We start from the raw sequence: 23,517 nt of genomic DNA, 5'->3' as shown, positions 1-23,517 counted from the left end.
GGGCCTTGTCTTGCGGGACGCCTTGACGGTCAGGCGGCCGCGAGCAGTTCGCGCAGCACGTAGGGCAGGATGCCGCCATGCCGGTAGTAGTCCACCTCGATGGGCGTGTCGATCCGCAGCTTGAGCGTCGTTTCGGTCTTGCTGCCGTCCTTGCGGCGGATGACCAGCGTGACGTCCTGCTGCGGCTTGATCTCGTTGCCCAGGAGGATGTCGAACTGCTCGTCGCCCTTGATGCCGAGCGAGTCGACGCTGTCGGTCCCCTTGAACTGCAGCGGCAGCACGCCCATGCCGACGAGGTTCGAGCGGTGGATCCGTTCGAAGCTGCGTGCGACGACGGCCTTCACGCCCAGAAGCTGCGTGCCCTTGGCCGCCCAGTCGCGCGATGAACCCGTGCCGTATTCCTCGCCGCCGAAGACCACCGTCGGCGTGCCCTCCGCGATGTACTTCATCGCGGCGTCGTAGATCGACATTTCCTTGCCGGAAGGCTGATGCAGCGTGATGCCGCCTTCCACCCGGGCGCCATCGGCCTTGGCGGGGATCATCAGGTTCTTGATGCGCACGTTGGCGAAGGTGCCGCGCATCATGACCTCGTGGTTGCCGCGGCGGGAGCCGTAGCTGTTGAAATCGGTCTTCGTGACCGAATTGCCGATCAGCCACTTGCCGGCCGGGGACGATTCCTTGATGGAGCCGGCGGGAGAGATGTGGTCGGTGGTGATCGACTCGCCGAACACACCCAGCGCGCGGGCACCGGATACGCCGGTGGCACCGCCGATTGCCGGCTTCATCTGGAAACCGTCGAAGAAGGGCGGACGGGCGATGTAGGTGGACGCGGGCCAGTTGTAGACCTGGCCGCTGACGCCCTCCACGTTCTCCCACAGCTCGCCCGGCTTGTTCTTCACCTGGCCGTAGTTCGCCTTGAACGCCGCCGGGTTCATGGCGAACTTCATCAGCTTGTAGACCTCTTCGCTGGTGGGCCAGATGTCGCCCAGCCAGACGTCCTTGCCGTCCTTGCCCTTGCCCACGGGCTCGGTCATGAGATCGCGTGTCACCGTGCCGGCGATGGCATAGGCCACCACCAGAGGCGGGGAGGCGAGGAAGTTGGCCTTGAGATTGGGGTGGATCCGCGCCTCGAAGTTGCGGTTGCCGGACAGCACGGCAGCACACACGAGGTCGTTCTTGACGATCGTGTCGTTGATCTCGGTCGACAGGTCACCGGCGTTGCCGATGCAGGTCGTGCAGCCGTAGGCCGCCACGCTGAAGCCGAGCTGCTCGAGGTAGGGCAGCAGACCGGCCTTGCCGAGATATTCGGTGACGATGCGAGATCCGGGCGCAAGGGAGGTCTTGATGTGCGGTTTCACCGTGAGACCGGCCATCACGGCCTTCTTGGCCAGCAGGCCCGCGGCCAGGAGCACGCCCGGATTGGAGGTGTTGGTGCAGGACGTGATGGCGGCGATCAGCACGTCGCCATTCCTGAGCTCCACGCCGCTGTCGGTCTTGAACGGCTGCCCCAGCTTTTCCTTGGGCTGGTTGAAGCCGTTCTCCCCCACGGGCTTGGAGTAGAGGTCGGCGAACTTCGTCTTCACGTTGCCGATCTCGATGCGGTCCTGTGGACGCTTCGGGCCTGCCAGGGATGGCGCCACCGTGGAAAGATCCAGCACGAGCGCCTTGGTGTAGTCGATCTCGCCCGCCTTGGGCACGCCGTAGAGCTTCTGCGCCTTGAAGTAGGCCTCGAACGCGTCGATCTCGGCCTTGGTGCGGCCGGTGCCGCGGAAGTAGTCGATGGTCTTGTCGTCGACCGGGAAGAAGCCCATGGTCGCGCCATACTCGGGGGCCATGTTGGCGATGGTCGCGCGGTCCGGCAGCGCGAGCGTCTCGGTGCCTTCGCCGAAGAACTCGACGAACTTGCCGACGACCTTCTCCTTGCGGAGCATTTCGGTGATGGTGAGCACCAGGTCGGTCGCCGTGACGCCTTCGCGCAGGCGTCCCTTCAGTTCCACGCCCACGACGTCGGGCGTGAGGAAATAGACCGGCTGGCCCAGCATCCCGGCCTCGGCCTCGATGCCGCCCACGCCCCAGCCCACCACGCCGATGCCGTTGATCATGGTGGTGTGGCTGTCCGTGCCCACCAGCGTGTCCGGATAGTAGACGCCGGACTTCTTGTGCACGCCGCGCGCCAGATACTCGAGGTTCACCTGGTGGACGATGCCGAAGCCGGGGGGCACGACGCCGAAGGTGTCGAACGCCTGCATGCCCCATTTCATGAACTCGTAGCGCTCGCGATTGCGCTGGAACTCGAGTTTCATGTTGAGATCGAGGGAGTCCTTCCCGCCGTAGTGATCGATCATCACCGAGTGATCGACCACCAGATCCACCGGTACCAGCGGCTCGATGGTCTTGGGGTTCTTGCCCATGTCGGCGGCCACGTTGCGCATGGCGGCGAGATCGGCCAGCAGAGGCACCCCCGTGAAGTCCTGCAGCACGACGCGGGCGACGACGAAGGGAATCTCGTCGACGCGATCGGCCGTGGGTTTCCAGGCGGCCAGCTGCCGCACGTGCTCCTCGGTGACCTTCTTGCCGTCGCAGTTGCGCAGCACGGCCTCGAGCACGATGCGGATCGACACGGGAAGGCGCGAGATCTTGCCCAGGCCGGCCTTCTCCAGGGCAGGCAGGGAGTAGAACTTGCCCTTCGAGGTGCCGATCGGGAACTCTTGCAGGGACTTGAACAGGTTGTGGCTCATGTCAGCTCCAGCGGGATGGGACTTCGATCACGAACGACTCAGATGACGAACATGTCGACGAACTCGTTCACCGGCGTTGCCGAAAGCTTGGCCGGGTCCATGCAGAGCGCGAGGATCGCGGCCTGCTGCTTCGCCGGGAACTTGCGCGCCAGGTTGGTCTTGAACTTCTCGACCAGGACCGGCATGCCTTCCTTGCGGCGGCGCTTGTGGCCGATCGGGTACTCGCAGACGACTTCCTTCATCGTCGTGCCGTCCTTGAACTCCACCGTCAGCGCATTGGCGATGGAGCGCTTCGCGGGATCGTGGTAGTCCTTCGTGAAGCGCTTGTCCTCGACGCAGACGATCTTGTCGCGCAGGATGTCGATACGCGGATCGGTGGCGACGCCATCCTCGTAGTCGCCCGCGGTCAGGCGGCCGAACAGCAGCGGCACGGCCACCATGTACTGGATGCAATGATCGCGGTCGGCCGGATTGTCGAGCGGGCCCTTCTTGTCGATGATGCGGATGCAGGCCTCGTGCGTGCGGATGGTGATCTTCTTGATGTCCTCCGCGGTCTTGCCGGCCTTTGCGAGCGCCTGGTGGATCTGCATGGCGCATTCCACGGCCGTCTGCGAGTGGAACTCGGCGGGGAAGGAAATCTTGAACAGCACGTTCTCCATCACATAGCTGCCGTAGGGCCGCTGGAACTTGAACTCGTTGCCCTTGAACAGCACGTCGTAGAAGCCCCAGGTCTTGGCCGACAGGACCGAGGGGTAGCCCATCTCGCCGGTCCTGGCGATGAGCGCGAGGCGCACGGCGCGGGAAGTCGCGTCACCGGCTGCCCAGCTCTTGCGCGAGCCGGTGTTGGGCGAGTGGCGGTACGTCCGCAGCGACTGGCCGTCGACCCAGGCGAGCGACAGGGCGGTGATGATCTCGTCCTTGGTGAGGCCCAGCATCTGCGCCACGACGGCGGTGGAGGCCACCTTGACCAGCACCACGTGATCGAGGCCCACCTTGTTGAAGCTGTTCTCAAGCGCGATGCAGCCCTGGATCTCGTGCGCCTTGATCATGGCGGTGAGCACGTCGCGCATGGTGAGCGGCGCCTTTCCGGCGGCCACGGCGTTGCGGGAGAGCCAGTCGGCCGTCGCCAGGATGCCGCCGAGGTTGTCGGAAGGGTGACCCCATTCCGCCGCCAGCCAGGTGTCGTTGAAGTCGAGCCAGCGGATCATGGCACCGATGTTGAACGCCGCCTGTACGGGGTCCAGCTGGAACTGGGTGCCCGGCACCTTCGCTCCGTTGGGCACCACGGTACCCGGGACGATCGGGCCCATGAGCTTCGTGCACGCCGGGTACTCGAGGGCTTCGAGTCCGCAGCCCAGCGTGTCCATCAGGCAGTAGCGCGCCGTCTCGTAGGCTTCCTTGCTGGAGATCTTGGTCTTGGAGACGTAGTCGGCGATGTCGACGAGAACCTTGTCGGGTTTCGGGCGGACGTTGGAGATGTGTGCGGACATGGCGGTTGTTTTCCCGTGGTCGTGAATGTTGTTCGGTTGGGGCGAAGGGCGCGGCGGATTACTTGCGGCGTTCCAAAGGGACCCACTTCTGGTTCTCGGGGCCGGTGTAGTTGGCGCTCGGGCGGATGATCTTGCCGTCGATTCGCTGCTCGATCACGTGGGCGCACCAGCCGGAGGTGCGGGCGATGACGAACAGCGGCGTGAACATCGCCGTCGGCACGCCCATCATGTTGTAGGACACGGCGCTGAACCAGTCGAGGTTCGGGAACATCTTCTTCTCGCGCCACATCACGGCTTCCAGGCGGTCGGCGATGTCGAAGAGCTTGGTGTCCTTGGCCTCCTTCGACAGGCGGCTCGCGACGTCCTTGATGACCTTGTTGCGCGGGTCGGAGATGGTGTAGACGGGATGGCCGAAGCCGATCACGATCTCCTTGTTCTGCACGCGCCGCACGATGTCGGCCTCGGCCTCGTCGGGATCGGAGTAGCGGCCCTGGATGTCGAAGGCGACTTCATTGGCACCGCCATGCTTCGGGCCGCGCAGCGCGCCGATGGCGCCGGCGATGGCCGAGTACATGTCGGAACCCGTGCCGGCGATCACGCGCGCCGTGAACGTGGACGCGTTGAACTCGTGCTCGGCGTAGAGGTTGAGCGAGGTCTGCATCGCGCGTTCCCACGTGGCGCTGGGCGGCGCGCCGTGCAGCAGGTGCAGGAAATGCCCGGCGATGGACTCGTCGTCCGTCTCGGTCTCGATGCGGCGGCCGTTGTGGCTGTAGTGGTACCAGTACAGGAGGATCGAACCGAAGCTCGCCATCAGGCGATCGGCGATGTCGCGCGCGCCGGGCGTGTTGTGGTCGTCCTTCTCGGGGATCAGCGTGCCGAGCACCGAGGCGCCGGTGCGCATCACGTCCATCGGGTGGGCGGAGGGCGGAATCCACTCGAGCGCGGCCTTGAGGGCCGTGGGCAGGCCGCGCAGACGGGCAAGCTTCGTCTTGTAGGCGTTCAATTCCGCGATGCCGGGCAGACGGCCGTGGACCAGCAGATAGGCGATCTCCTCGAAGGTCGCCTCGTCGGCGAAATCGAGGATGTCGTAGCCGCGGTAATGAAGGTCGTTGCCGGTCCGTCCGACCGTGCACAGGGCCGTGTTGCCGGCTGCAACGCCAGACAGGGCCACCGACTTCTTCGGCTTCGGGCCCGCTGCTTGCACTTCAGTCATGGTTCGTTCTCCTGGTGAATTCCGTTCCGGGCCGGACGTTGGCGCGCTGCGTGTCGGGAACGCGTGTACGCACGGGCCCTCTGCCTTCGTCTCGATCCGCCGGCGCGATGGCGATGCCGGCCGGCGGCGCGTTCGTCAACCTTGCTTCTTCTTCGCGAACAGCTCGTCGAGCTTGTTCTCGAAGTCGTGGTAGCCGAGGTAGTCGTAGAGCTCGGCCCGCGTCTGCATGGTGTCGACCACGTGCTTCTGCGTGCCGTCGTTGCGCAGGTGCTGATACACGTTCAGGGCCGCCTTGTTCATGGCGCGGAAGGCCGACAGCGGGTACAGCACCATGCCCACGTTCGCGGAGGCGAGCTCGTCGACGGTGAACAGCGGCGTCGAACCGAACTCGGTGATGTTCGCGAGAACGGGCACCTTCACGGCGTCGGCGAACTGGCGGTACATGGAAAGCTCGGTCATCGCTTCGGGGAAGATGGCGTCGGCGCCGGCCTCGACGCAGCGGCAAGCGCGGTCGATGGCGGCCTCGAGGCCTTCCACGGCCAGCGCATCCGTGCGGGCCATGATGACGAAGCTGGGATCGGTGCGGGCGTCGACGGCCGCCTTGACGCGATCGACCATCTCCTCGGTGCTGACGAGCTCCTTGCCGGGGCGGTGGCCGCAGCGCTTTGCGCCGACCTGATCCTCGATGTGCATGGCGCCGGCGCCGAACTTGATCAGCGAGCGGGTCGTGCGGGCGATGTTGAAGAAGCTGGAACCGAAGCCCGTGTCGACATCGACGAGCAGGGGCAGGGCGCAGACGTCGGTGATGCGGCGGATGTCGGTCAGGATATCGTCGAGGTTGCTGATGCCCAGATCGGGCAGGCCCAGCGAACCGGCGGCGACACCGCCGCCGGAGAGGTAGATGGCACGAAAGCCGGTGCGCTCGGCGAGGCGGGCGTGGTAGGCGTTGATCGTGCCGACGATCTGCAGGGGTTTCTCTTCTTCCAGGGCGCGGCGGAACCTGGCGCCCGGGGTGGCCGGTTGGGTCATGGTTGTGTCACTCCGTGGGGCCTTGCGGCCCGGAAACGATCGGGCGCTGCGGCGTCCCGCTGCAGCGCATCCACGCCGACGGCTCCGCTCAACCCAGCAGGTGGGCGACGGCCGAGCGCTCCTCCTCGAGTTCCTTGAGGGTGGCGTCCATCTTCTGTCGGCTGAAGTCGTCGATGGCCAGTCCCCGGACGATCTCGTACTTGCCGCCGGCGCAGGTCACGGGAAAACCGTACATGACATCCTGGGGAATGCCGTAGGAGCCGTCCGACGGGATGCCCATGGTCACCCACTTGCCGTGGGTGCCCAGCGCCCAGTCGCGCATGTGATCGATGGCCGCGTTCGCGGCCGAGGCGGCGGAAGACAGGCCGCGGGCCTCGATGATGGCGGCGCCGCGCTTGCCGACCGTGGGGATGAACGTGTCGCGATACCAGGGTTCGTCAGCCACGGCGGCAGGAGCAGCCTGTCCGGCAATGGTGGCGAAGCGGTAGTCGGGATACATCGTGGGCGAGTGGTTGCCCCAGACGATGAGCTTCTCGATGGACTCGACGGTCTTGCCGGTCTTCTGCGCGAGTTGGGAGAGCGCCCGGTTGTGGTCCAGGCGCAGCATCGCCGTGAAGTTTCCCTTGGGCAGATCGGGGGCGCTCTTCATCGCGATGTAGGCGTTGGTGTTGGCAGGGTTGCCCACGACCAGCACGCGGACGTTCCGGCTCGCCACGGCATTGAGCGCCTTGCCCTGCGCGGTGAAGATCTGCGCGTTGGCCGAGAGGAGGTCCTTGCGTTCCATGCCGGGGCCGCGCGGGCGCGCGCCGACCAGCAGTGCGAAATCGATGTCCTTGAAGGCGGTCATGGGATCGCTGTGGGCGCTCATGCCGGCGAGCAGCGGGAACGCGCAGTCGTCGAGTTCCATCATCACGCCCTTCAACGCCTTCTGGGCCTTCTCGTCGGGGATCTCCAGCAACTGGAGGATCACGGGCTGTTCGCGCCCCAGCATCTCCCCGCTGGCGATGCGGAAGAGAAGGCTGTAGCCGATCTGGCCAGCAGCGCCGGTGACGGCGACTCGCACGGGGGTCTTCATGGACGGAAACTCCTTCGAAGGGATGGGAAATCCGGCCGGGATCTTCCGGCGCGGGGCGCTCTCGGCAGAGCCGTTTGGTGCATTGCCACAGTCATGCAATGGACGATGCGGTCTCGTCAAACGGCAGGATGATAAGGACGGGCGTTGCGGCGTGTCAACGAGAGTCTTATATATGACGACTGATACACGTCTACCCTGGACCCGGCCGTGACGATGTGCTAAAAATCCGCCCTCAAATGAAGCCCGAAGCCGCCGCTCCCGCCTTTCAGCCTCTCTACCGGCAGATCAAGCTGCTGATCACGGAGGGGCTCGAGAACGGCCAATGGAAGCCCGGCCAGAGCATCCCCAGCGAGATCGAGCTCGCCAAGCGCTTCAACGTGAGTCAGGGCACGGTCCGCAAGGCCGTGGCGGAACTCGCCCAGGAGAACGTGCTGGTCCGCAGGCAGGGGCGGGGCACCTTCGTCGCCTCCCACGCCCACGAGCGCGCCCAGCTCGCGTTCCTCCGCATCACGCCGGACGACGGCGCCATGGAATCCCTGAGGGCGGAACTCGTCGACTGCCGGCGTGTCAAGGCTGACGCCGCGACCGCGCGGAGCCTGGATCTCGCCGCCGGCGAGCCGGTCGTCCGCATCCGGCGGGCGCTGCTCATCAATGACAAACGGGTCGTGTACGAGGAAGCCCGGGTTCCGGCCGGGCTGTTCAAGGGATTGGATGCAACCATTCTGGAGGCGCACGGCTGCATGCTCTACAGCATGTACGAGTCGGTTTTCCATGTCCGCATCGTGGCAGCGGAAGAACGCCTCAAGGCGGTGGCCGCCACCGCCGATATGGCCTCCGTGCTGGGCGTTCCGGCCGATTCGCCGCTGCTGGCGACGGAGCGGGTCGCCTATACTTACGGACGCCGCCCCGTCGAACTCAGACGCAGCTACTGCAACTGCGCAGAACACCATTACGCCAACATCATCAGCTGAGCCAAACCCACCCACGCCCATAGCGCCATGACACCCGCGACAGCCAGAACCCGCCCCAAGCATCTCAATCTGTTCCAGATACGGTTGCCCCTTCCGGGCGTGGTGTCCATCCTGCATCGCGTGAGCGGAGCAGGGCTGTTCGTCATGCTGCCGTTTCTCCTGTGCCTGCTGCAGCAGAGCCTGCAGTCGCCGGAAACCCACGCCAGCGCCGCGGCCGTGCTCGCGCATCCGCTGGCCAAGCTGGTTCTGCTGGGCGTGCTGTGGGCCTTCCTGCATCACTTCTGCGCAGGCGTCCGCTACCTCGCGCTGGACGTGCATATCGGGACGGACCTGGAGTGCGCCCGGGCGACCAGCTATGCCGTGTTCGGGGTGAGTCTCGTCCTCACCGTCATCCTGGGAGTCTGGCTATGGTGAAGCGCGTTCCCGTAGGCGCCCATTACGGGCTGCGCGACTGGCTGGTCCAGCGGGTCACGGCCGTGGTCATGGCCGTGTACGCCGTGGTCATGTTCCTGATCGTGCTGGTGGCCAGACCCACCGAATACGCCGCCTGGAAGTCCCTGTTCGCGATGCAGTGGTTCCGGCTGGCGAGCCTTCTCTTCCTGCTGTCGGTGTTCTGGCACCAGGGCGGCATCGGCGCATCCCTGGGCAACATGGGGGACGACTCCTGGCTCTGGCACATGTACGACACGGTCAAGGGGTCCGACTACCTGGGCGACCAGGACGCCATCGAATTCCTCTGCCGCATGGCGCCCCAGGTGGTCTACGAGCTGGAGCACTTCGGCATGCCGTTCGACCGCAACGACAACGGCACGGTGTACCAGCGGCCCTTCGGCGGCCACTCGCAGAATTTCGGCGAGCGTCCGGTCCAGCGGTCCTGCTGCGCGGCCGACCGTACCGGCCACGCCATGCTGCACACGCTCTACCAGCGCAACGTGCGGGCGAACACGCTCTTCTTCGTGGAGTGGATGGCGCTGGATCTCATCCGCGATGCCACCGGCCAGGTGCTGGGCGTCACGGCCATGGAAATGGAAAGCGGCGACATCTGGGTCTTCCACGCCCGGGCCACGCTGTTCGCGACGGGCGGCGCCGGGCGGATCTATTCCGCCTCGACGAATGCGTTCATCAATACCGGCGACGGCCTGGGCATGGCGGCGCGCGCGGGCATCCCGCTGGAAGACATGGAGTTCTGGCAGTTCCACCCGACCGGGGTGGCCGGGGCCGGGGTGCTCATCACCGAAGGCGTTCGCGGCGAGGGTGGCTATCTGCTCAACAAGGACGGCGAGCGGTTCATGGAACGCTACGCGCCGACCATGAAGGACCTCGCCAGCCGGGACGTGGTGGCGCGCGCCATGGCGACGGAGATCAAGGACGGGCGCGGATGCGGCAAGGAAGCCGATCACATCCTGCTGAAACTGGATCATCTGGGGCTGGATGTCATCGAGAAGCGCCTGCCCGGCATCCGCGAGATCGCCAAGAAGTTCGCCAACGTGGATCCGGTGAAGGATCCCATTCCCGTCGTGCCCACCTGCCACTACCAGATGGGCGGCATCCCGACCAACTATCACGGCGAGGTCGTCGCGCCGGCCAACGGTGATCCCAATACCGTGGTGGCGGGTTTCTATGCGGCCGGCGAGTGCGCCTGCGCCTCGGTGCATGGGGCCAACCGCCTCGGCACCAACTCGCTCACCGACCTGCTGGTGTTCGGCAAGGCCAGCGGCGACCGCGTGATCCAGTTCCTGAAGGAGAACCCCGGGCACAAGGACCTGCCTGCCGACGCCGGCGAATACTCCCGGGCGCGCATCGCCCGCCTGGACAGCCAGACGGGCGGAGAGAGCGTGTTCGAGGTGGGCGCGGAGATGCGCCGGACCATGCAGGCCCACTGCGGGGTGTTCCGGTTCCCGGACATGCTTTCCCAGGGCGTGGAAAAGATCCAGGCGGTGACGGAACGGGTGAAGCGCACCGAGATCAAGGACAAGAGCAAGACCTTCAACACGGCCCGGATCGAGGCACTGGAACTGGAGAACCTCATCGAAGTCGCCCGCGCGACGATGATCTCCGCGGCCGCGCGCCAGGAGAGTCGCGGTGCGCACGACCGCGCCGACTTCCCCAAGCGCGATGACGTGAACTGGCTGAAGCACTCGCTGTGGTACCACGACGGCGACCGGCTCGAGTACAAGCCGGTCAAGCTGAAGCCCCTGACCGCCGAGACCTTCGAGCCGAAGGTGCGGAGTTATTGATTGATCGGTCGAAGTGTACGCGCCCCTTGCAGTGGCGCACGTGCACTTCGACCGTCTTGATCAGCGGACGGGGCTTGGGGCGGCCCGGCGCCCCGTCCGAGGAGAGTTGCACGACGGGCACCGACCCGACCGACTGTCAGGCAAACGCAGGAAACGAGGAAAAGATGCGATTCAGTATCTACCGGTACGACCCGGAGAAGGACGCCCAGCCCTACATGAAGGACTACGACGTTGCGCTCGAGCCCAGCGACCGCATGCTGCTGGACGCGCTGGTGCGCATCAAGTCCATGGACGACAGCCTGTCCCTGCGCCGGTCCTGCCGCGAGGGGGTCTGCGGTTCGGACGCCATGAACATCAATGGCAAGAACGGGCTCGCGTGCATCACCAGGCTCGCCGACCTCAAGGAGCCGGTCGTCCTGCGGCCGCTTCCCGGGCTGCCGGTGATCCGCGATCTGATCGTGGACATGACGCAGTTCTTCAAGCAATACCACTCGATCAAGCCTTACGTGCAGAACACGCAGCCGGCGCCCGAGAAGGAAAGGCTGCAGACGCCGGCCGAGCGCGAGGAACTGGATGGCCTGTACGAGTGCATCCTCTGCGCGTGCTGTTCCACGTCCTGTCCCTCGTTCTGGTGGAACCCGGACAAGTTCGTGGGGCCCGCCGGCCTGCTGGCTGCCTACCGCTTCATCGCCGACACGCGAGACGAGGCGACCAACGACCGCCTCGACGATCTCGAGGATCCCTACCGTCTGTTCCGCTGCCACTCGATCATGAACTGCGTCGACGTGTGCCCCAAGGGTCTGAATCCGACCCGTGCGATCGGGCGCATCAAGGACATCATGATCAAGAGGATGGTATAGGCAACGCTCCGGGGCAGAGCGGATCCATGATCGCGGTCGCGACGGAGGTCCGGCGGACGGATGTCGCGGCGTTCCCGGCGACGAATCGGCGCTCTTCCCGTGAATGGCCGGCCCTCGGGTTGCCGGAATGAACCCCTGCGGCGGAGACAGGCCATACGAAGGCGTCATCCGGGCCGGGGCGACGGCCGCTTCTGCGGCTTCGGAGGCACGGCATGGGTGAGTTCGACCGGATTCGCTGGCATTGCCGGCGCGGTCTGCTGGAACTGGACATCATCCTGGCCCGCTTCCTCGATGGGCCCTACGCCTCTCTCACTCCGGGCGAGCGCGATATTTTTTCAGGGCTGCTGGAACTTGCCGATAACGACCTTTGGGACATGATCGCCGGGCGTTCGACGGCGCCGGATCCCAGCCAGGAGGCCTTGCTGGAGAAGCTCCGGCAGGCCTAGCGGAAGGCTGTTCACCAATTTGATGCACAGCAACAATTCCGCAGAAATGACACTACAATGAGCGTTCTTATTCAGACGGAGCAGGTGATGAGCACCCCAGCCAAAGCGACCGTGAGTTTCTCCGACGGAACTCCTTCCATCGAACTGCCCATTCTGAAAGGTGTGGCAGGTCCGGAAGTGATCGACATTCGCAAGCTCTACGGTCTCACCGGAAAATTCACCTACGACCCGGGGTTCCTCTCGACCGCGTCCTGCAGCTCCGCCATCACGTTCATCGACGGCGACAAGGGCGAGCTCCTGTACCGTGGCTATCCGATCGAGCAGCTCGCGACCAACTGCGACTTCCTCGAGACCTGCTATCTGATCCTGTATGGCGAACTGCCCACGCCGGCTCAGAAGGAAGCCTTCGATTCGCGCGTGACCCGTCACACGATGGTGCACGAGCAGCTCCAGTTCTTCCTGCGCGGCTTCCGCCGCGACGCGCATCCGATGGCCGTTCTGACCGGACTGGTCGGTGCGCTGTCGGCCTTCTATCCCGATTCGCAGAACCTGAACGACGCCCACCAGCGCGAGATCTCGGCCATCCGGCTCATCGCGAAGCTGCCCACCCTGGTCGCGATGGCCTACAAGTATTCCATCGGCGAGCCCTTCGTCTATCCGCAGAACAAGCTCGGCTACACCGCGAACTTCATGCGCATGATGTTCGCCACGCCTTGCGAGGAATACAAGGTCAACGACGTGCTGGTCCGCGCGCTGGACCGCATCTTCATCCTCCACGCCGACCACGAGCAGAACGCGTCCACGTCGACCGTGCGGCTGTGCGCCTCCTCGGGCACCAATCCTTTCGCCGCCATCGCGGCAGGGGTGGCATGCCTCTGGGGGCCTGCGCACGGCGGGGCCAACGAAGCCTGCCTCAACATGCTGGACCAGATCCAGCGCGACGGCGGCATCGCCCGCATCGGCGAGTTCATCGCCAAGGTGAAGGACAAGGATTCGGGCGTTCGGCTGATGGGTTTCGGCCACCGTGTCTACAAGAACTACGACCCCCGCGCCAAGCTCATGCGCGAGACCTGCTACGAGGTCCTCAACGAGCTGGGTCTCGGCGACGATCCGATGTTCAAGCTGGCCATGGCGCTGGAGAAGATCGCCCTGGAGGACGAGTACTTCGTCGCCCGCAAGCTGTACCCGAACGTCGACTTCTATTCGGGCATCGTCCAGAAGGCCGTCGGAATACCGGTGCAGCTCTTCACGGCCATCTTCGCGCTTGCGCGCACGGTCGGCTGGATCGCCCAGCTGAACGAGATGATCATCGATCCCGAGTACAAGATCGGCCGGCCGCGGCAGATGTACACCGGCGCCTCGGCGCGGACGGTGGTGCCCATCGCCAAGCGCAGCTGAGACATCCCGGGACGGGAGCGCACATTGATTCGATCCGGAACCGCCACTGAGTCCCCCAGCCCGCGCCGGCAGTCCGCCGGCTCCGGACCCGTGGCGGTTCATGCAAGGGGAGGAGCAGGACGATGATGAAGGACCTGATGTCGGGTTCGTATCTTTCGGGCGGCAACGCTGCCTACATCGACGAATTGTACGAGGCGTATCTGCAGGGGCAGGAATCGCTGGCCCCGGAGTGGAAGCGCTATTTCGACCAGATCCAGGTCCTGCCCGGACCGCGCGATGTTCCGCACGAGCCGGTCCGAGAACTCATCGCCCGCATCGCGCGCGAACGCACTTCAGGCGGGCGTTCCAATCTTGCGCCCGCCGAACTGGCCGAGCTGGGCCGCAAGCAGGCGGCGGTGTTCCAGCTGATCAGCTCGTACCGTTTCCTGGGCGTTCGCCACGCGGCGCTCGATCCGCTCAAGCGCCTCGAACGTCCCAACGTTCCCGAGCTCGATCCTGCGCATCACGGGCTGACCGAAGCCGACCTCGACCGCGTCTTCGACACCGGCACGCTGGTGGGGGCGCAGCAGGCGACCCTGCGCGACATCCTCCAGGCGCTGCGCGAGACGTACTGCGGTTCGATCGGCCTCGAATACATGTACATCACCGATACGGCCCAGAAGAAGTGGATCCAGCAGCGCTTCGAGGGCATGCGTTCCCGCATCTCCCTCTCCCCGGATGCCAAGCGGCACGTGCTGGAGCGGCTGACCGCCGCGGAGGTCCTCGAGAAGTATCTTCACACCCGTTTCGTCGGGCAGAAGCGGTTCTCCCTGGAAGGCGGCGAGACGCTCATTCCCATGCTGGACAACCTGCTGCAGCGCGCGGGCGAGAACGGCGTGCAGGAACTGGTCATCGGCATGGCCCACCGCGGCCGCCTGAACGTGCTGGTGAACACGCTGGGCAAGATTCCCGAGGACCTGTTCTCGGAGTTCGAGGGCAAGAAGGCCGGGGAGCTGCCGGCCGGCGACGTCAAGTATCACCAGGGCTTCTCGTCCGACGTGATGACGATGGGCGGCCCCATGCACGTGACGCTCGCGTTCAACCCGTCGCATCTGGAGATCGTGAACCCCGTGGTGGAGGGTTCCGTCCGCGCGCGGCAGCATCGCCGTCGCGATCGAGAAGGCCGCCAGGTACTGCCCGTGCTCATCCACGGCGATGCCGCCTTCGCGGGCCAGGGCGTCGTCATGGAGACGCTGAATCTGTCGCAGACCCGGGGCTACGGCACCGGCGGCACCGTGCACATCATCGTGAACAACCAGATCGGTTTCACGACGTCGGACCCGCGCGACATGCGTTCGACCATCTACTGCACGGACGTGGCGAAGATGGTGGAAGCGCCCGTGATCCATGTGAACAGCGACGATCCTGAAGCCGTGATGATGGCGATCGAGGCGGCGCTCGATTTCCGGGTGGAGTTCCAGCGGGACATCGTCGTGGACCTGGTGTGCTTCCGCAAGCTGGGCCACAACGAGCAGGACGAGCCGATGGTCACCCAGCCGCTGATGTACAAGATCATCAGCCAGCATCCGGGCACCCGGAAGCTGTACGCGGACCGTCTGTTTGCCGAAGGCGTCGTCAAGGAGGGCGAGGCCGACAGGATGATCGCGGAATTCCGCAGCGCGCTGGACGCAGGTCAGCACACCAACAAGAGCATCATCTACGACTACCGGCCGCCGTTCGCCGTCGACTGGACGATCTACAACGGCAAGAAGTGGAACGATGGCATCTCGACCGGCATGTCGCTGGAGGATCTCACGCATCTGAGCGAGCGTCTGACCACCGTGCCGGCGCATTTCAAGCTGCATTCGCGGGTGGACAAGGTGATCGCCGACCGGCGCCAGATGGGGCTCGGCAAGCTTCCGCTCGACTGGGGCATGGCCGAGAACCTCGCCTACGCCTCTCTGCTCAAGCAGGGCTACGGCGTGCGGTTGTCCGGCCAGGACAGCGGCCGCGGCACGTTCTTCCACCGTCATGCCGTGTTGCACGACCAGAACCGCGAACGCTGGGATGCCGGCACGTACGTGCCGCTCCAGAACATCGCCGAGAACCAGCCAGACTTCGTCGTGATCGATTCCACGCTGTCCGAAGAGGCCGTGCTCGGGTTCGAGTACGGCTATGCGACGGCCTCGCCCAGCGAACTGGTGGTGTGGGAAGCGCAGTTCGGCGATTTCGCCAACGGCGCGCAGGTGGTGATCGACCAGTTCATCGCGTCGGGCGAGGTGAAGTGGGGCCGCCTCTGCGGGCTCGTGCTGATGCTGCCGCACGGCTATGAAGGGCAGGGGCCGGAACACTCCTCGGCCCGACTCGAGCGTTTCCTGCAGTTGTGCGCGGACTACAACATGCAGGTGGTCGTCCCCTCGACGCCCGCCCAGATGTATCACGTGCTCTGCCGGCAGATGCTGCGCCCCTACCGCAAGCCCATGGTGATCATGAGCCCCAAGAGCATGCTGCGGCACAAGGAGTCCGTGTCCACGCTCGAGGAGCTGTCCAGGGGACGGTTCCAGCCGGTGATCCCCGAGACGGATGCCCTGGATCCCGCTGGCGTGAAGCAGATCGTGTTCTGCAGCGGCAAGGTCTACTACGACGTGGTGGCCGCTCGCCGCGAGCGTGGCATTCGCGACATCGCCGTGGTGCGCATCGAACAGCTGTATCCCTTCCCGCACGAGGATTTCGCGGCCGAGATCGCGCGCTATCCGAACGCGGCGGAAGTGGTGTGGTGCCAGGAGGAACCCGGCAATCAGGGAGCGTGGCACCGCATTCAGCATTACCTGGTCCGGCACATGCGTCCGGAACAGAAGTTGAAGTACGCATTGCGTCCGTCGAGCGCATCCCCGGCCGGCGGATTCGTGGCTCTGCACAACCAGCGGCAGAAGGCCGTGGTGGATGCCGCCCTGAAGCTGGGCGGCTGATCGGGTGACGGCGAACCGCCGTCCTCATGCACGAAAGAGGTGAAGTTCCTATGCAGATCGAAGTGAAGGTGCCGGCATTGTCGGAGTCGGTTGCGGAGGCCACCCTGCTCAAGTGGCACAAGCGCGAGGGCGAGTTCGTCCAGCGCGACGAGAACCTGATCGACATCGAAACCGACAAGGTGGTGCTCGAATTGCCGGCGCCGGAAGCAGGTGTGCTGACGGCAATCGTGAAGGGGACGGTGCCACGGTCGTGAGCAACGAGATCATCGCCCGCATCGACACCGATGCGAAGGCGGTCGCCGCGCCCGTCGCCGCTGCGGCATCGGGCGGTTCGCCGGCCGCGGTGAGTGTCCCGAAGCCAGCGCCCGCCCGCGCCGAATCCGCGAAGGCCGCGCCGTCCGCGGGTTCGGTGATCGCCATGCCCGCGGCGAAGAAGACCGCGGCGGACCACAACATCGACGTGAACACGGTGGCCGGAACGGGCCGCGGCGGACGCGTGACCAAGGAAGACGTGCTGGCGGTGGTGCAGGGCAAAGCGCCGGCCCAGCCCTCCGGACGCTCGGCCCCGCCGATGCCGATGCCCGTGGACATCGATGCGCTGCTGGGCGACCGCCCCGAGAAGCGGGTGCCCATGTCGAGGCTGCGGCAGCGCGTCGCCGAGAGGCTCGTGCAGTCGCAGCAGACGGCGGCCATTCTCACGACCTTCAACGAGGTGAACATGCAGGCCGTGATGGACCTGCGTGCCCGCTTCAAGGACCGCTTCGAGAAGGAGCACGGCGTGAAGCTCGGCTTCATGTCGTTCTTCGTCAAGGCATGTGTCGCCGCGCTGAAGAAGTACCCGGTCGTGAACGCGTCGGTGGACGGCAACGACATCGTCTATCACGGTTACTTCGACATCGGCATCGCGGTGGGCAGCCCGCGCGGGCTGGTGGTGCCGATCCTGCGCAACGCCGATCAGATGTCCCTGGCGGACATCGAGAAGCAGATTGCCGATTTCGGCAAGCGCGCGCAGGAAGGCAAGCTCACGATCGAGGAATTGACCGGCGGGACGTTCTCCATCTCCAACGGCGGCGTGTTCGGGTCGATGTTGTCGACGCCGATCATCAATCCGCCGCAGAGCGCCATCCTGGGCGTGCACGCGACCAAGGATCGCCCCGTGGTCGAGAACGGCCAGATCGTGATCCGGCCCATGAACTACCTGGCGATGTCGTACGACCATCGCATCATCGACGGCCGCGAGGCGGTTCTGGGCCTGGTGGCGATCAAGGACGCGCTGGAAGATCCCGCGCGCCTGCTGCTCGACGTGTGACGCACGATGCCGGACGCCTCCGGGCGCCCGGCACTCCCGGCGGGGACGGTGTGCCCGCCATCGGACGTTCCGGTCCGGTGTTCCGGACATAGAATCGGAGGCTTGCCTCCAACGTCCAAGAACAGGAAACTCAGATGGCCAAACAATTCGACGTCGTCGTGATCGGTGCCGGCCCGGGGGGGTATGTCGCGGCCATCCGTGCGGCGCAGCTGGGACTGTCCACGGTCTGCATCGATGCCTGGAAGAACAACGCGGGCAAACCGAGTCTCGGGGGCACCTGCCTCAACGTCGGATGCATTCCCTCCAAGGCGCTCCTCGAATCGTCCGAGAACTACGAGCGCGCGGCCCACAAGTTCGCCGACCACGGCATCCACGTGGGCGAAGTGAGTCTCGACGTCGCGAAGATGCAGGCGCGCAAGGACAAGATCGTGGATACGTTCACGACCGGCATCGCGCTTCTCTTCAAGAAGAACAAGGTCACGTCGATGCATGGCTTCGGCCGTTTCGCCGGCATGAACGGCTCGTCGTACCTGATCGAGGTGGCGGGCGATGGTCCGCCCGAGACGGTGGAAGGCAAGCACGTCATCGTGGCGACGGGTTCCATTCCGCGGGCGCTTCCGGGCGTGGACGTGGACAACACGCTGGTCTGCGACAACACCGGTGCGCTGTCCTTTTCCGAGGTTCCGAAGCGGCTGGCGGTCATCGGCGCGGGTGTCATCGGTGTCGAGATGGGCAGCGTCTGGCGCCGCCTCGGTTCGGAAGTCACCATTCTCGAGGCGCTGCCTTCGTTCCTCGCCGCCGCGGACGAACAGATCGCCAAGGAAGCCTATCGCCAGTTCACCGGACCCCTGGGTCTGAAGATCTACACCGGCGCGAAGGTCGCGGGTGTCAAGCGCGGCTCGAATTCCGTCACGGTGGAGTACGAGGACCGCGAAGGCACCCGTCACGTCTCGGAGTTCGACCGCCTGGTGGTCGCCATCGGCCGCGCGCCGAACACGAGGGGGCTCAACGCCGAGTCCGTGGGGCTCAAGCTGGACGAAAGGGGTTACGTGGAGGTCGACAGTCTCTGCCGCACCAATCTGCCGAATGTCTTCGCGATCGGCGATGCGGTTCGCGGCCCGATGCTCGCACACAAGTCGTCCGAGGAAGGCGTGGTGGTGGCCGAGACCATCGCGGGACAGGCTGCGCATATCGACCTGGACACGATTCCGTGGGTCATCTACACGGCACCCGAAATCGCCTGGGTGGGACGCACCGAACAGGACCTCAAGGCGCAGGGCGTTGCGTATCGTTCGGGCCAGTTCCCGTTCATCGCGTCGGGGCGGGCCCGCGCGCTGGGCGAGACGGCCGGTTTCGTGAAGATGCTGGCGGATACCGGGACGGATCGCATCCTGGGCGTCCACATCATCGGTCCCTATGCCTCGGAACTCATCTCCGAGGCGGTGGTGGCGATGGAGTTCGGGGCGACGAGCGAGGACATCGCCCGGATCGTTCATGCGCACCCGACACTGTCCGAGGCGATGCACGAAGCGGCGCTGGGCGTAGCAAAACGCACGCTGAACATCTAGTCCGGGGATCGCGCCGGCCCCTCCCGATCCACCGCCGTGTCTGCCGCCGTGCACCCCGCTTCGCGCGGAAATGGATTCGTCGACGGGTTCGAGGCACGCGCGCGCTCCCACGGATTCTCCCTCGACGCAGCCCAGCGGCGGGCCTTGACCCATTTCTCGCGGGTGGAAGCCGGGTTGCAGGCGGCAGCCCGGCCGCCTTCCCGGTCGCTGTTGCGCTGGTTCCAGTCCAGGCCATCCGCGCCGGTGCGGGGACTCTATCTCTGGGGCGGCGTCGGCCGGGGCAAGAGCTTTCTCATGGACAGCTTCTTCGAGGTTTCGTCCGTCGAGCGCAAGCGCCGGGCGCACTTCCATCGCTTCATGCAGGAGATCCATGCCGATCTGCGCCGGCTCCAGGGAACGGAGGAGCCGATGCGCGAAGTGGCGGCCCGCGTGGCCTCCGAGGCACGTCTGCTGTGTCTCGACGAGTTCCAGGTCACCGACATCGGCGACGCGATGCTGATGCGCAAGCTGCTGGAAGGATTGGTGGAGGAGGGCGTCACGCTCGTCACCACGTCCAACACCCGTCCCGATCAGCTCTATCTTCACGGCCTGCAGCGTTCGCAGTTTCTTCCGGCCATCGCCATTCTCGAGGAGCATCTCGAGGTGGTGCACATGGACGACGGCACCGACTACCGTCAGGCAGCGCTGGAGCGCGCCGGCACGTGGCACGTCCCCCCAGGGGATCGATCCGATGGCGAACTGGCCGCGATGTTCCACGAGGTGGCCGCGGAGGCAGGGGAGGCCGGGACCACCCTGACCATCGAGGGTCGCGAGGTGCCGGTCCGATGCGTCGCCGGCGGAGTCGCGTGGTTCGACTTCACTGCCCTGTGCGACGGTCCGAGGGCGCAGGCCGACTACATCGAGCTGGCGCGCCGCTATCACACGGTGTTCCTGTCGGGCGTGCCGGTTTTCAAGGCCGTGGGCGAATCCGACCGCATGCGCCGGTTCACCTGGCTGGTGGACGAGTTCTACGACCGCCGGGTCAAGCTCATCGTGACCGCCGAAAGCGATCCGGTCGGGCTATATTCGGCCATCCGGTCCAGCTCCGAACAGGAGCGCACGGCCAGCCGGCTCACCGAGATGCAGTCCCACCGCTACCTCGGCGAACCGCATCTGGGCTGAGCCCCATTCCGCACGATCACACGAGGAGAAAAACCCGAATGAGCACGTTCAAGGCATTGCGCATCTTCAACGAGGACAACAAGGTCGCGAGCCGCATCGTCGACATGTCCGTGGACGAACTCGACCGCGGCGACGTCCTCATCCGGGCCGAATATTCGAGCATCAACTACAAGGATGCGCTGGCCGCCACCGGCGCCGGCAAGATCATCCGGCGCTTCCCCTGTAACGGCGGCATCGACGTCGCCGGCACGGTCGAGTCCTCCACGGACCCTGCATTCAAGCCGGGCGACAAGGTGATCTGCACGAGTTACGACCTGGGCGTGGCGCATGACGGAGGTTACGCCGGCTACGTGCGCGTACCGGCCGGGTGGGTGGTGCCGTTACCCGCGGGTCTTACCACGTTCGAGGCGATGGCACTGGGGACGGCGGGTTTCACCGCCGGACTCGCCGTGGCACGCATGGAGGCGAACGGACTCAAGCCGGGCAATGGTCCGGTGGTCGTGTCCGGTGCGACCGGCGGCGTCGGATCGATCGCCGTCGACATCCTCGCGGGGCTGGGCTACGACGTGACCGCGCTCACGGGCAAGGAGGCCGAATCCGACTATCTCAAGGGCCTGGGCGCGAAGCAGGTGATGCTCCGTTCGTCGCTGGACCTCGCGAAGATCCGGCCCCTGGACAAGGCCACCTGGGCCGGTGCCGTCGACAATCTGGGCGGAGACGTGCTTTCGTGGATGGCCAGCACCATGCAGATCGGCGCGCCCATCGCATCCATCGGGCTGGCGGCCAGCTTCCAGTTCAATACGACGGTCATGCCGTTCATCCTCCGTGGCGTGACGCTGTGCGGCGTGGACTCCGTCAATTGCGAAATGGCGCCCCGGCGCGACGTGTGGCGCCGGCTCGGATCGGACATGAAGCCGAAGCACCTCGGGTCCATGACCCGGACGCTTGCGTTCGACGATCTGCCGGCCGCGTTCGATGCCTTCGTGAAGGGCCAGGTGAAGGGCAGGACAGTGGTGAAGGTCGGCTGAGGTCGTTCATCCCGGGGCCTCGCGCCGCGGTTCCCGGCGCCGACCCCGGGCCGTCGGGTCGGGGCATTCCAGCCCGGCGCGGCTTTGGACATGGATCAAAGCCGCGCGGTGCTTGTATGCCATCATTCGCGCCCAGGAGGATCACCGGCCATGGGCAAGACGTACGACGCATTTCACCGCCGCTCGATCGAAGACCGCGACGGCTTCTGGCGCGAGCAGGCGCAACTCATCGACTGGCACAAGCCGTTCGGACAGGTGCTGGACTACTCCAGACCCCCGTTCGCCCGCTGGTACGCGGGTGGCGAAACCAACCTGTGCCACAACGCCCTCGACCGGCATCTCGCCGCGCGGGGCGACCAGCCCGCGCTGGTGTTCATATCCACGGAGACCGAGGTACGGCAGACCTACACCTACCGTCAGCTCTTCGACGAAGTGAACCGGTGCGCCGCGGTCCTGAAGGACCTCGGCGTCGCGGCCGGCGACCGGGTCCTCATCTACATGCCGATGATTCCCGAGGCCGCCGTTGCCATGCTGGCATGCGCGCGCATCGGCGCCATCCATTCCGTGGTGTTCGGGGGTTTCGCATCCCACAGCCTCGCCACGCGCATCGATGACGCGCGTCCCAAGGTGATCGTCTCCTCGGATGCCGGCATGCGGGCGGGCAAGGTGGTCAAGTACAAGCCCCTGCTCGACGAGGCCATCTCCCTGTCTGCGGCCAAGCCGGAAAAGGTGCTGATGGTCGATCGCGGGCTCGATCCCGGATTCGCGCGCGTGCCCGGCCGCGATGTCGACTGGGCGGAGCAGCGTGCCGCACATGACGGTACTCAGGTGCCGGTGACCTGGCTGGAGTCGAACGAGCCGTCGTACATCCTGTACACCTCCGGCACCACGGGCAAACCCAAGGGCGTGCAGCGCGATGTGGGCGGATACGCCGTCGCGCTCGCGGCCTCCATGAAGCATGTGTACTGCGGCGCTCCCGGCGAGACGATGTTCACGACTTCCGACATCGGCTGGGTGGTGGGACATTCGTACATCGTGTACGCGCCGCTCATCGCGGGCATGACCACCATCTTCTACGAAGGCGTGCCGATCCGGCCGGATGCCGGCATCTGGTGGAAGATCGTCCAGGACTTCAAGGTGAGCGTGATGTTCTCGGCGCCCACGGCGATACGTGTGCTCAAGAAACAGGACGAGAACTTCATCCGCAAGCATGACCTCTCGTCACTCAAGCACCTGTTCCTTGCGGGCGAGCCGCTCGACGAGCCGACGCACCGCTGGATCAGCGACGTCCTGGGCAAGCCCGTCATCGACCACTACTGGCAGACCGAGACCGGCTGGCCCATGCTCACCAGCCTGCCGGGCGTGGAGCAGACGGCCATCAAATTCGGCAGCCCGTCCTTTCCGGCCTACGGGTACGACCTGCGACTGTTCCGCGAGGACGGTTCGGAGGCCGGCGCCAACGAGAAGGCCGTCGTGGGGGTCGTGCCGCCTCTGCCCCCGGGTTGCCTCAGCACCGTGTGGGGAGACGACGACCGGTTCGTGAAAACGTATTTCTCCATGTTCCGCGACCGACCCATCTATTCGTCCTTCGATTGGGGCATTCGCGACGGAGAGGGTTACTACTACATCCTCGGGCGCACCGACGACGTGATCAACGTCGCCGGGCATCGGCTGGGAACGAGGGAGATCGAGGAAGCCGTGCAGAGTCACGCCGCCGTTGCGGAGGTCGCGGTCGTCGGCGTGGCGGATCAGTTGAAAGGCCAGATGCCGCTTGCGTTCGCGGTGGTGAAGGACCCAGCCCGGGTGGCAACCGCCGAAGCGCGCGCCGCATTGGAAAAGGAAGTCATGGCGACGGTCGACGGCCAGCTCGGCGCCATTGCACGCCCGTCACGGGTTCATTTCGTGTCTCTGCTGCCCAAGACCCGCAGCGGCAAGCTGTTGCGGCGCAGCATCCAGGCGCTGGCAGAGGGGCGCGATCCCGGCGATCTGACCACGCTCGAGGACGCGGGCGCCCTCGAGCAGATCAGGCAGGCGATCGCAGGCTGA

Annotated in this window: 16 protein-coding genes and 1 pseudogene; 12 read left to right on the top strand and 5 right to left on the bottom strand. The window is 65.5% G+C overall.

Annotated features, from left to right (window positions below; all coding sequences use genetic code 11):
• Positions 1-29 precede the first annotated feature (29 nt).
• From acnA to IPK20_13025, 5 genes are all read right to left on the bottom strand, one after another.
• Complete coding sequence (gene acnA, locus IPK20_13045; GenBank protein ID MBK8017540.1) at positions 30-2,738, bottom strand: aconitate hydratase AcnA; 2,709 nt, start codon at positions 2,736-2,738, stop codon at positions 30-32.
• Positions 2,739-2,776: 38 nt separating this feature from the next.
• Complete coding sequence (locus IPK20_13040) at positions 2,777-4,228, bottom strand: bifunctional 2-methylcitrate dehydratase/aconitate hydratase (protein MBK8017539.1); 1,452 nt, start codon at positions 4,226-4,228, stop codon at positions 2,777-2,779.
• Positions 4,229-4,286: 58 nt separating this feature from the next.
• Positions 4,287-5,441 carry a 2-methylcitrate synthase gene (gene prpC, locus IPK20_13035; GenBank protein ID MBK8017538.1) on the bottom strand — a complete coding sequence of 385 codons (1,155 nt, stop codon included), beginning with the start codon at positions 5,439-5,441 and terminating at the stop codon, positions 4,287-4,289.
• Positions 5,442-5,576: 135 nt separating this feature from the next.
• Positions 5,577-6,470 (bottom strand): methylisocitrate lyase, encoded by an 894-nt coding sequence (gene prpB, locus IPK20_13030; protein ID MBK8017537.1) that lies wholly within the window; start codon positions 6,468-6,470, stop codon positions 5,577-5,579.
• Between the two features lie 88 nt (positions 6,471-6,558).
• On the bottom strand, positions 6,559-7,545 hold the full coding sequence (locus IPK20_13025; protein MBK8017536.1) for a malate dehydrogenase: 987 nt from the start codon (positions 7,543-7,545) through the stop codon (positions 6,559-6,561).
• A gap of 236 nt (positions 7,546-7,781) precedes the next feature.
• Here IPK20_13025 and IPK20_13020 point away from each other — a divergent pair, with 236 nt between their 5' ends.
• From IPK20_13020 to IPK20_12965, 12 genes and pseudogenes are all read left to right on the top strand, one after another.
• On the top strand, positions 7,782-8,516 hold the full coding sequence (locus IPK20_13020; GenBank protein MBK8017535.1) for a GntR family transcriptional regulator: 735 nt from the start codon (positions 7,782-7,784) through the stop codon (positions 8,514-8,516).
• Between the two features lie 27 nt (positions 8,517-8,543).
• Positions 8,544-8,930 carry a succinate dehydrogenase, cytochrome b556 subunit gene (gene sdhC, locus IPK20_13015; GenBank protein MBK8017534.1) on the top strand — a complete coding sequence of 129 codons (387 nt, stop codon included), beginning with the start codon at positions 8,544-8,546 and terminating at the stop codon, positions 8,928-8,930.
• Positions 8,931-8,998: 68 nt separating this feature from the next.
• Positions 8,999-10,753, top strand: a complete 1,755-nt coding sequence (sdhA, locus tag IPK20_13010; GenBank protein ID MBK8017533.1) for a succinate dehydrogenase flavoprotein subunit — start codon at positions 8,999-9,001, stop codon at positions 10,751-10,753.
• A 164-nt stretch (positions 10,754-10,917) separates the two neighbouring features.
• On the top strand, positions 10,918-11,613 hold the full coding sequence (locus tag IPK20_13005) for a succinate dehydrogenase iron-sulfur subunit (GenBank protein MBK8017532.1): 696 nt from the start codon (positions 10,918-10,920) through the stop codon (positions 11,611-11,613).
• A 212-nt stretch (positions 11,614-11,825) separates the two neighbouring features.
• Complete coding sequence (locus IPK20_13000; GenBank protein MBK8017531.1) at positions 11,826-12,059, top strand: succinate dehydrogenase assembly factor 2; 234 nt, start codon at positions 11,826-11,828, stop codon at positions 12,057-12,059.
• A gap of 87 nt (positions 12,060-12,146) precedes the next feature.
• On the top strand, positions 12,147-13,457 hold the full coding sequence (locus IPK20_12995; protein MBK8017530.1) for a citrate synthase: 1,311 nt from the start codon (positions 12,147-12,149) through the stop codon (positions 13,455-13,457).
• A 122-nt stretch (positions 13,458-13,579) separates the two neighbouring features.
• A complete protein-coding gene (locus IPK20_12990) occupies positions 13,580-16,405 on the top strand; it encodes a 2-oxoglutarate dehydrogenase E1 component (protein MBK8017529.1) in 2,826 nt (941 codons plus the stop codon).
• Positions 16,406-16,455: 50 nt separating this feature from the next.
• Positions 16,456-17,714: pseudogene (gene odhB / locus IPK20_12985) on the top strand (2-oxoglutarate dehydrogenase complex dihydrolipoyllysine-residue succinyltransferase).
• A 134-nt stretch (positions 17,715-17,848) separates the two neighbouring features.
• Positions 17,849-19,282, top strand: a complete 1,434-nt coding sequence (gene lpdA, locus IPK20_12980) for a dihydrolipoyl dehydrogenase (GenBank protein MBK8017528.1) — start codon at positions 17,849-17,851, stop codon at positions 19,280-19,282.
• Positions 19,283-19,330: 48 nt separating this feature from the next.
• Entirely contained in the window at positions 19,331-20,443 is a 1,113-nt protein-coding gene (locus tag IPK20_12975) for an AFG1 family ATPase (protein MBK8017527.1), read from the top strand.
• A gap of 38 nt (positions 20,444-20,481) precedes the next feature.
• Positions 20,482-21,471: an oxidoreductase gene (locus IPK20_12970; protein ID MBK8017526.1), complete on the top strand. Its 990-nt coding sequence runs from the start codon at positions 20,482-20,484 to the stop codon at positions 21,469-21,471.
• Positions 21,472-21,621: 150 nt separating this feature from the next.
• A complete protein-coding gene (locus IPK20_12965) occupies positions 21,622-23,517 on the top strand; it encodes a propionate--CoA ligase (GenBank protein ID MBK8017525.1) in 1,896 nt (631 codons plus the stop codon).

This window comes from Betaproteobacteria bacterium, from assembly GCA_016713305.1.
Classification (GTDB): Bacteria; Pseudomonadota; Gammaproteobacteria; order Burkholderiales.
Note: the sequence above shows the minus strand (reverse complement) of the source record. Positions and strands in the feature narration are given on the sequence as shown.

What these genes read in the sequence shown, in the direction of transcription:
- acnA (MBK8017540.1), bottom strand. Translation starts at nt 2,738, where the DNA reads ATGAGCCACAACCTGTTCAAGTCCCTGCAAGAGTTCCCGATCGGCACC.
- IPK20_13040 (MBK8017539.1), bottom strand. Translation starts at nt 4,228, where the DNA reads ATGTCCGCACACATCTCCAACGTCCGCCCGAAACCCGACAAGGTTCTC.
- prpC (MBK8017538.1), bottom strand. Translation starts at nt 5,441, where the DNA reads ATGACTGAAGTGCAAGCAGCGGGCCCGAAGCCGAAGAAGTCGGTGGCC.
- prpB (MBK8017537.1), bottom strand. Translation starts at nt 6,470, where the DNA reads ATGACCCAACCGGCCACCCCGGGCGCCAGGTTCCGCCGCGCCCTGGAA.
- IPK20_13025 (MBK8017536.1), bottom strand. Translation starts at nt 7,545, where the DNA reads ATGAAGACCCCCGTGCGAGTCGCCGTCACCGGCGCTGCTGGCCAGATC.
- IPK20_13020 (MBK8017535.1), top strand. Translation starts at nt 7,782, where the DNA reads ATGAAGCCCGAAGCCGCCGCTCCCGCCTTTCAGCCTCTCTACCGGCAG.
- sdhC (MBK8017534.1), top strand. Translation starts at nt 8,544, where the DNA reads ATGACACCCGCGACAGCCAGAACCCGCCCCAAGCATCTCAATCTGTTC.
- sdhA (MBK8017533.1), top strand. Translation starts at nt 8,999, where the DNA reads ATGGCCGTGTACGCCGTGGTCATGTTCCTGATCGTGCTGGTGGCCAGA.
- IPK20_13005 (MBK8017532.1), top strand. Translation starts at nt 10,918, where the DNA reads ATGCGATTCAGTATCTACCGGTACGACCCGGAGAAGGACGCCCAGCCC.
- IPK20_13000 (MBK8017531.1), top strand. Translation starts at nt 11,826, where the DNA reads ATGGGTGAGTTCGACCGGATTCGCTGGCATTGCCGGCGCGGTCTGCTG.
- IPK20_12995 (MBK8017530.1), top strand. Translation starts at nt 12,147, where the DNA reads ATGAGCACCCCAGCCAAAGCGACCGTGAGTTTCTCCGACGGAACTCCT.
- IPK20_12990 (MBK8017529.1), top strand. Translation starts at nt 13,580, where the DNA reads ATGATGAAGGACCTGATGTCGGGTTCGTATCTTTCGGGCGGCAACGCT.
- lpdA (MBK8017528.1), top strand. Translation starts at nt 17,849, where the DNA reads ATGGCCAAACAATTCGACGTCGTCGTGATCGGTGCCGGCCCGGGGGGG.
- IPK20_12970 (MBK8017526.1), top strand. Translation starts at nt 20,482, where the DNA reads ATGAGCACGTTCAAGGCATTGCGCATCTTCAACGAGGACAACAAGGTC.
- IPK20_12965 (MBK8017525.1), top strand. Translation starts at nt 21,622, where the DNA reads ATGGGCAAGACGTACGACGCATTTCACCGCCGCTCGATCGAAGACCGC.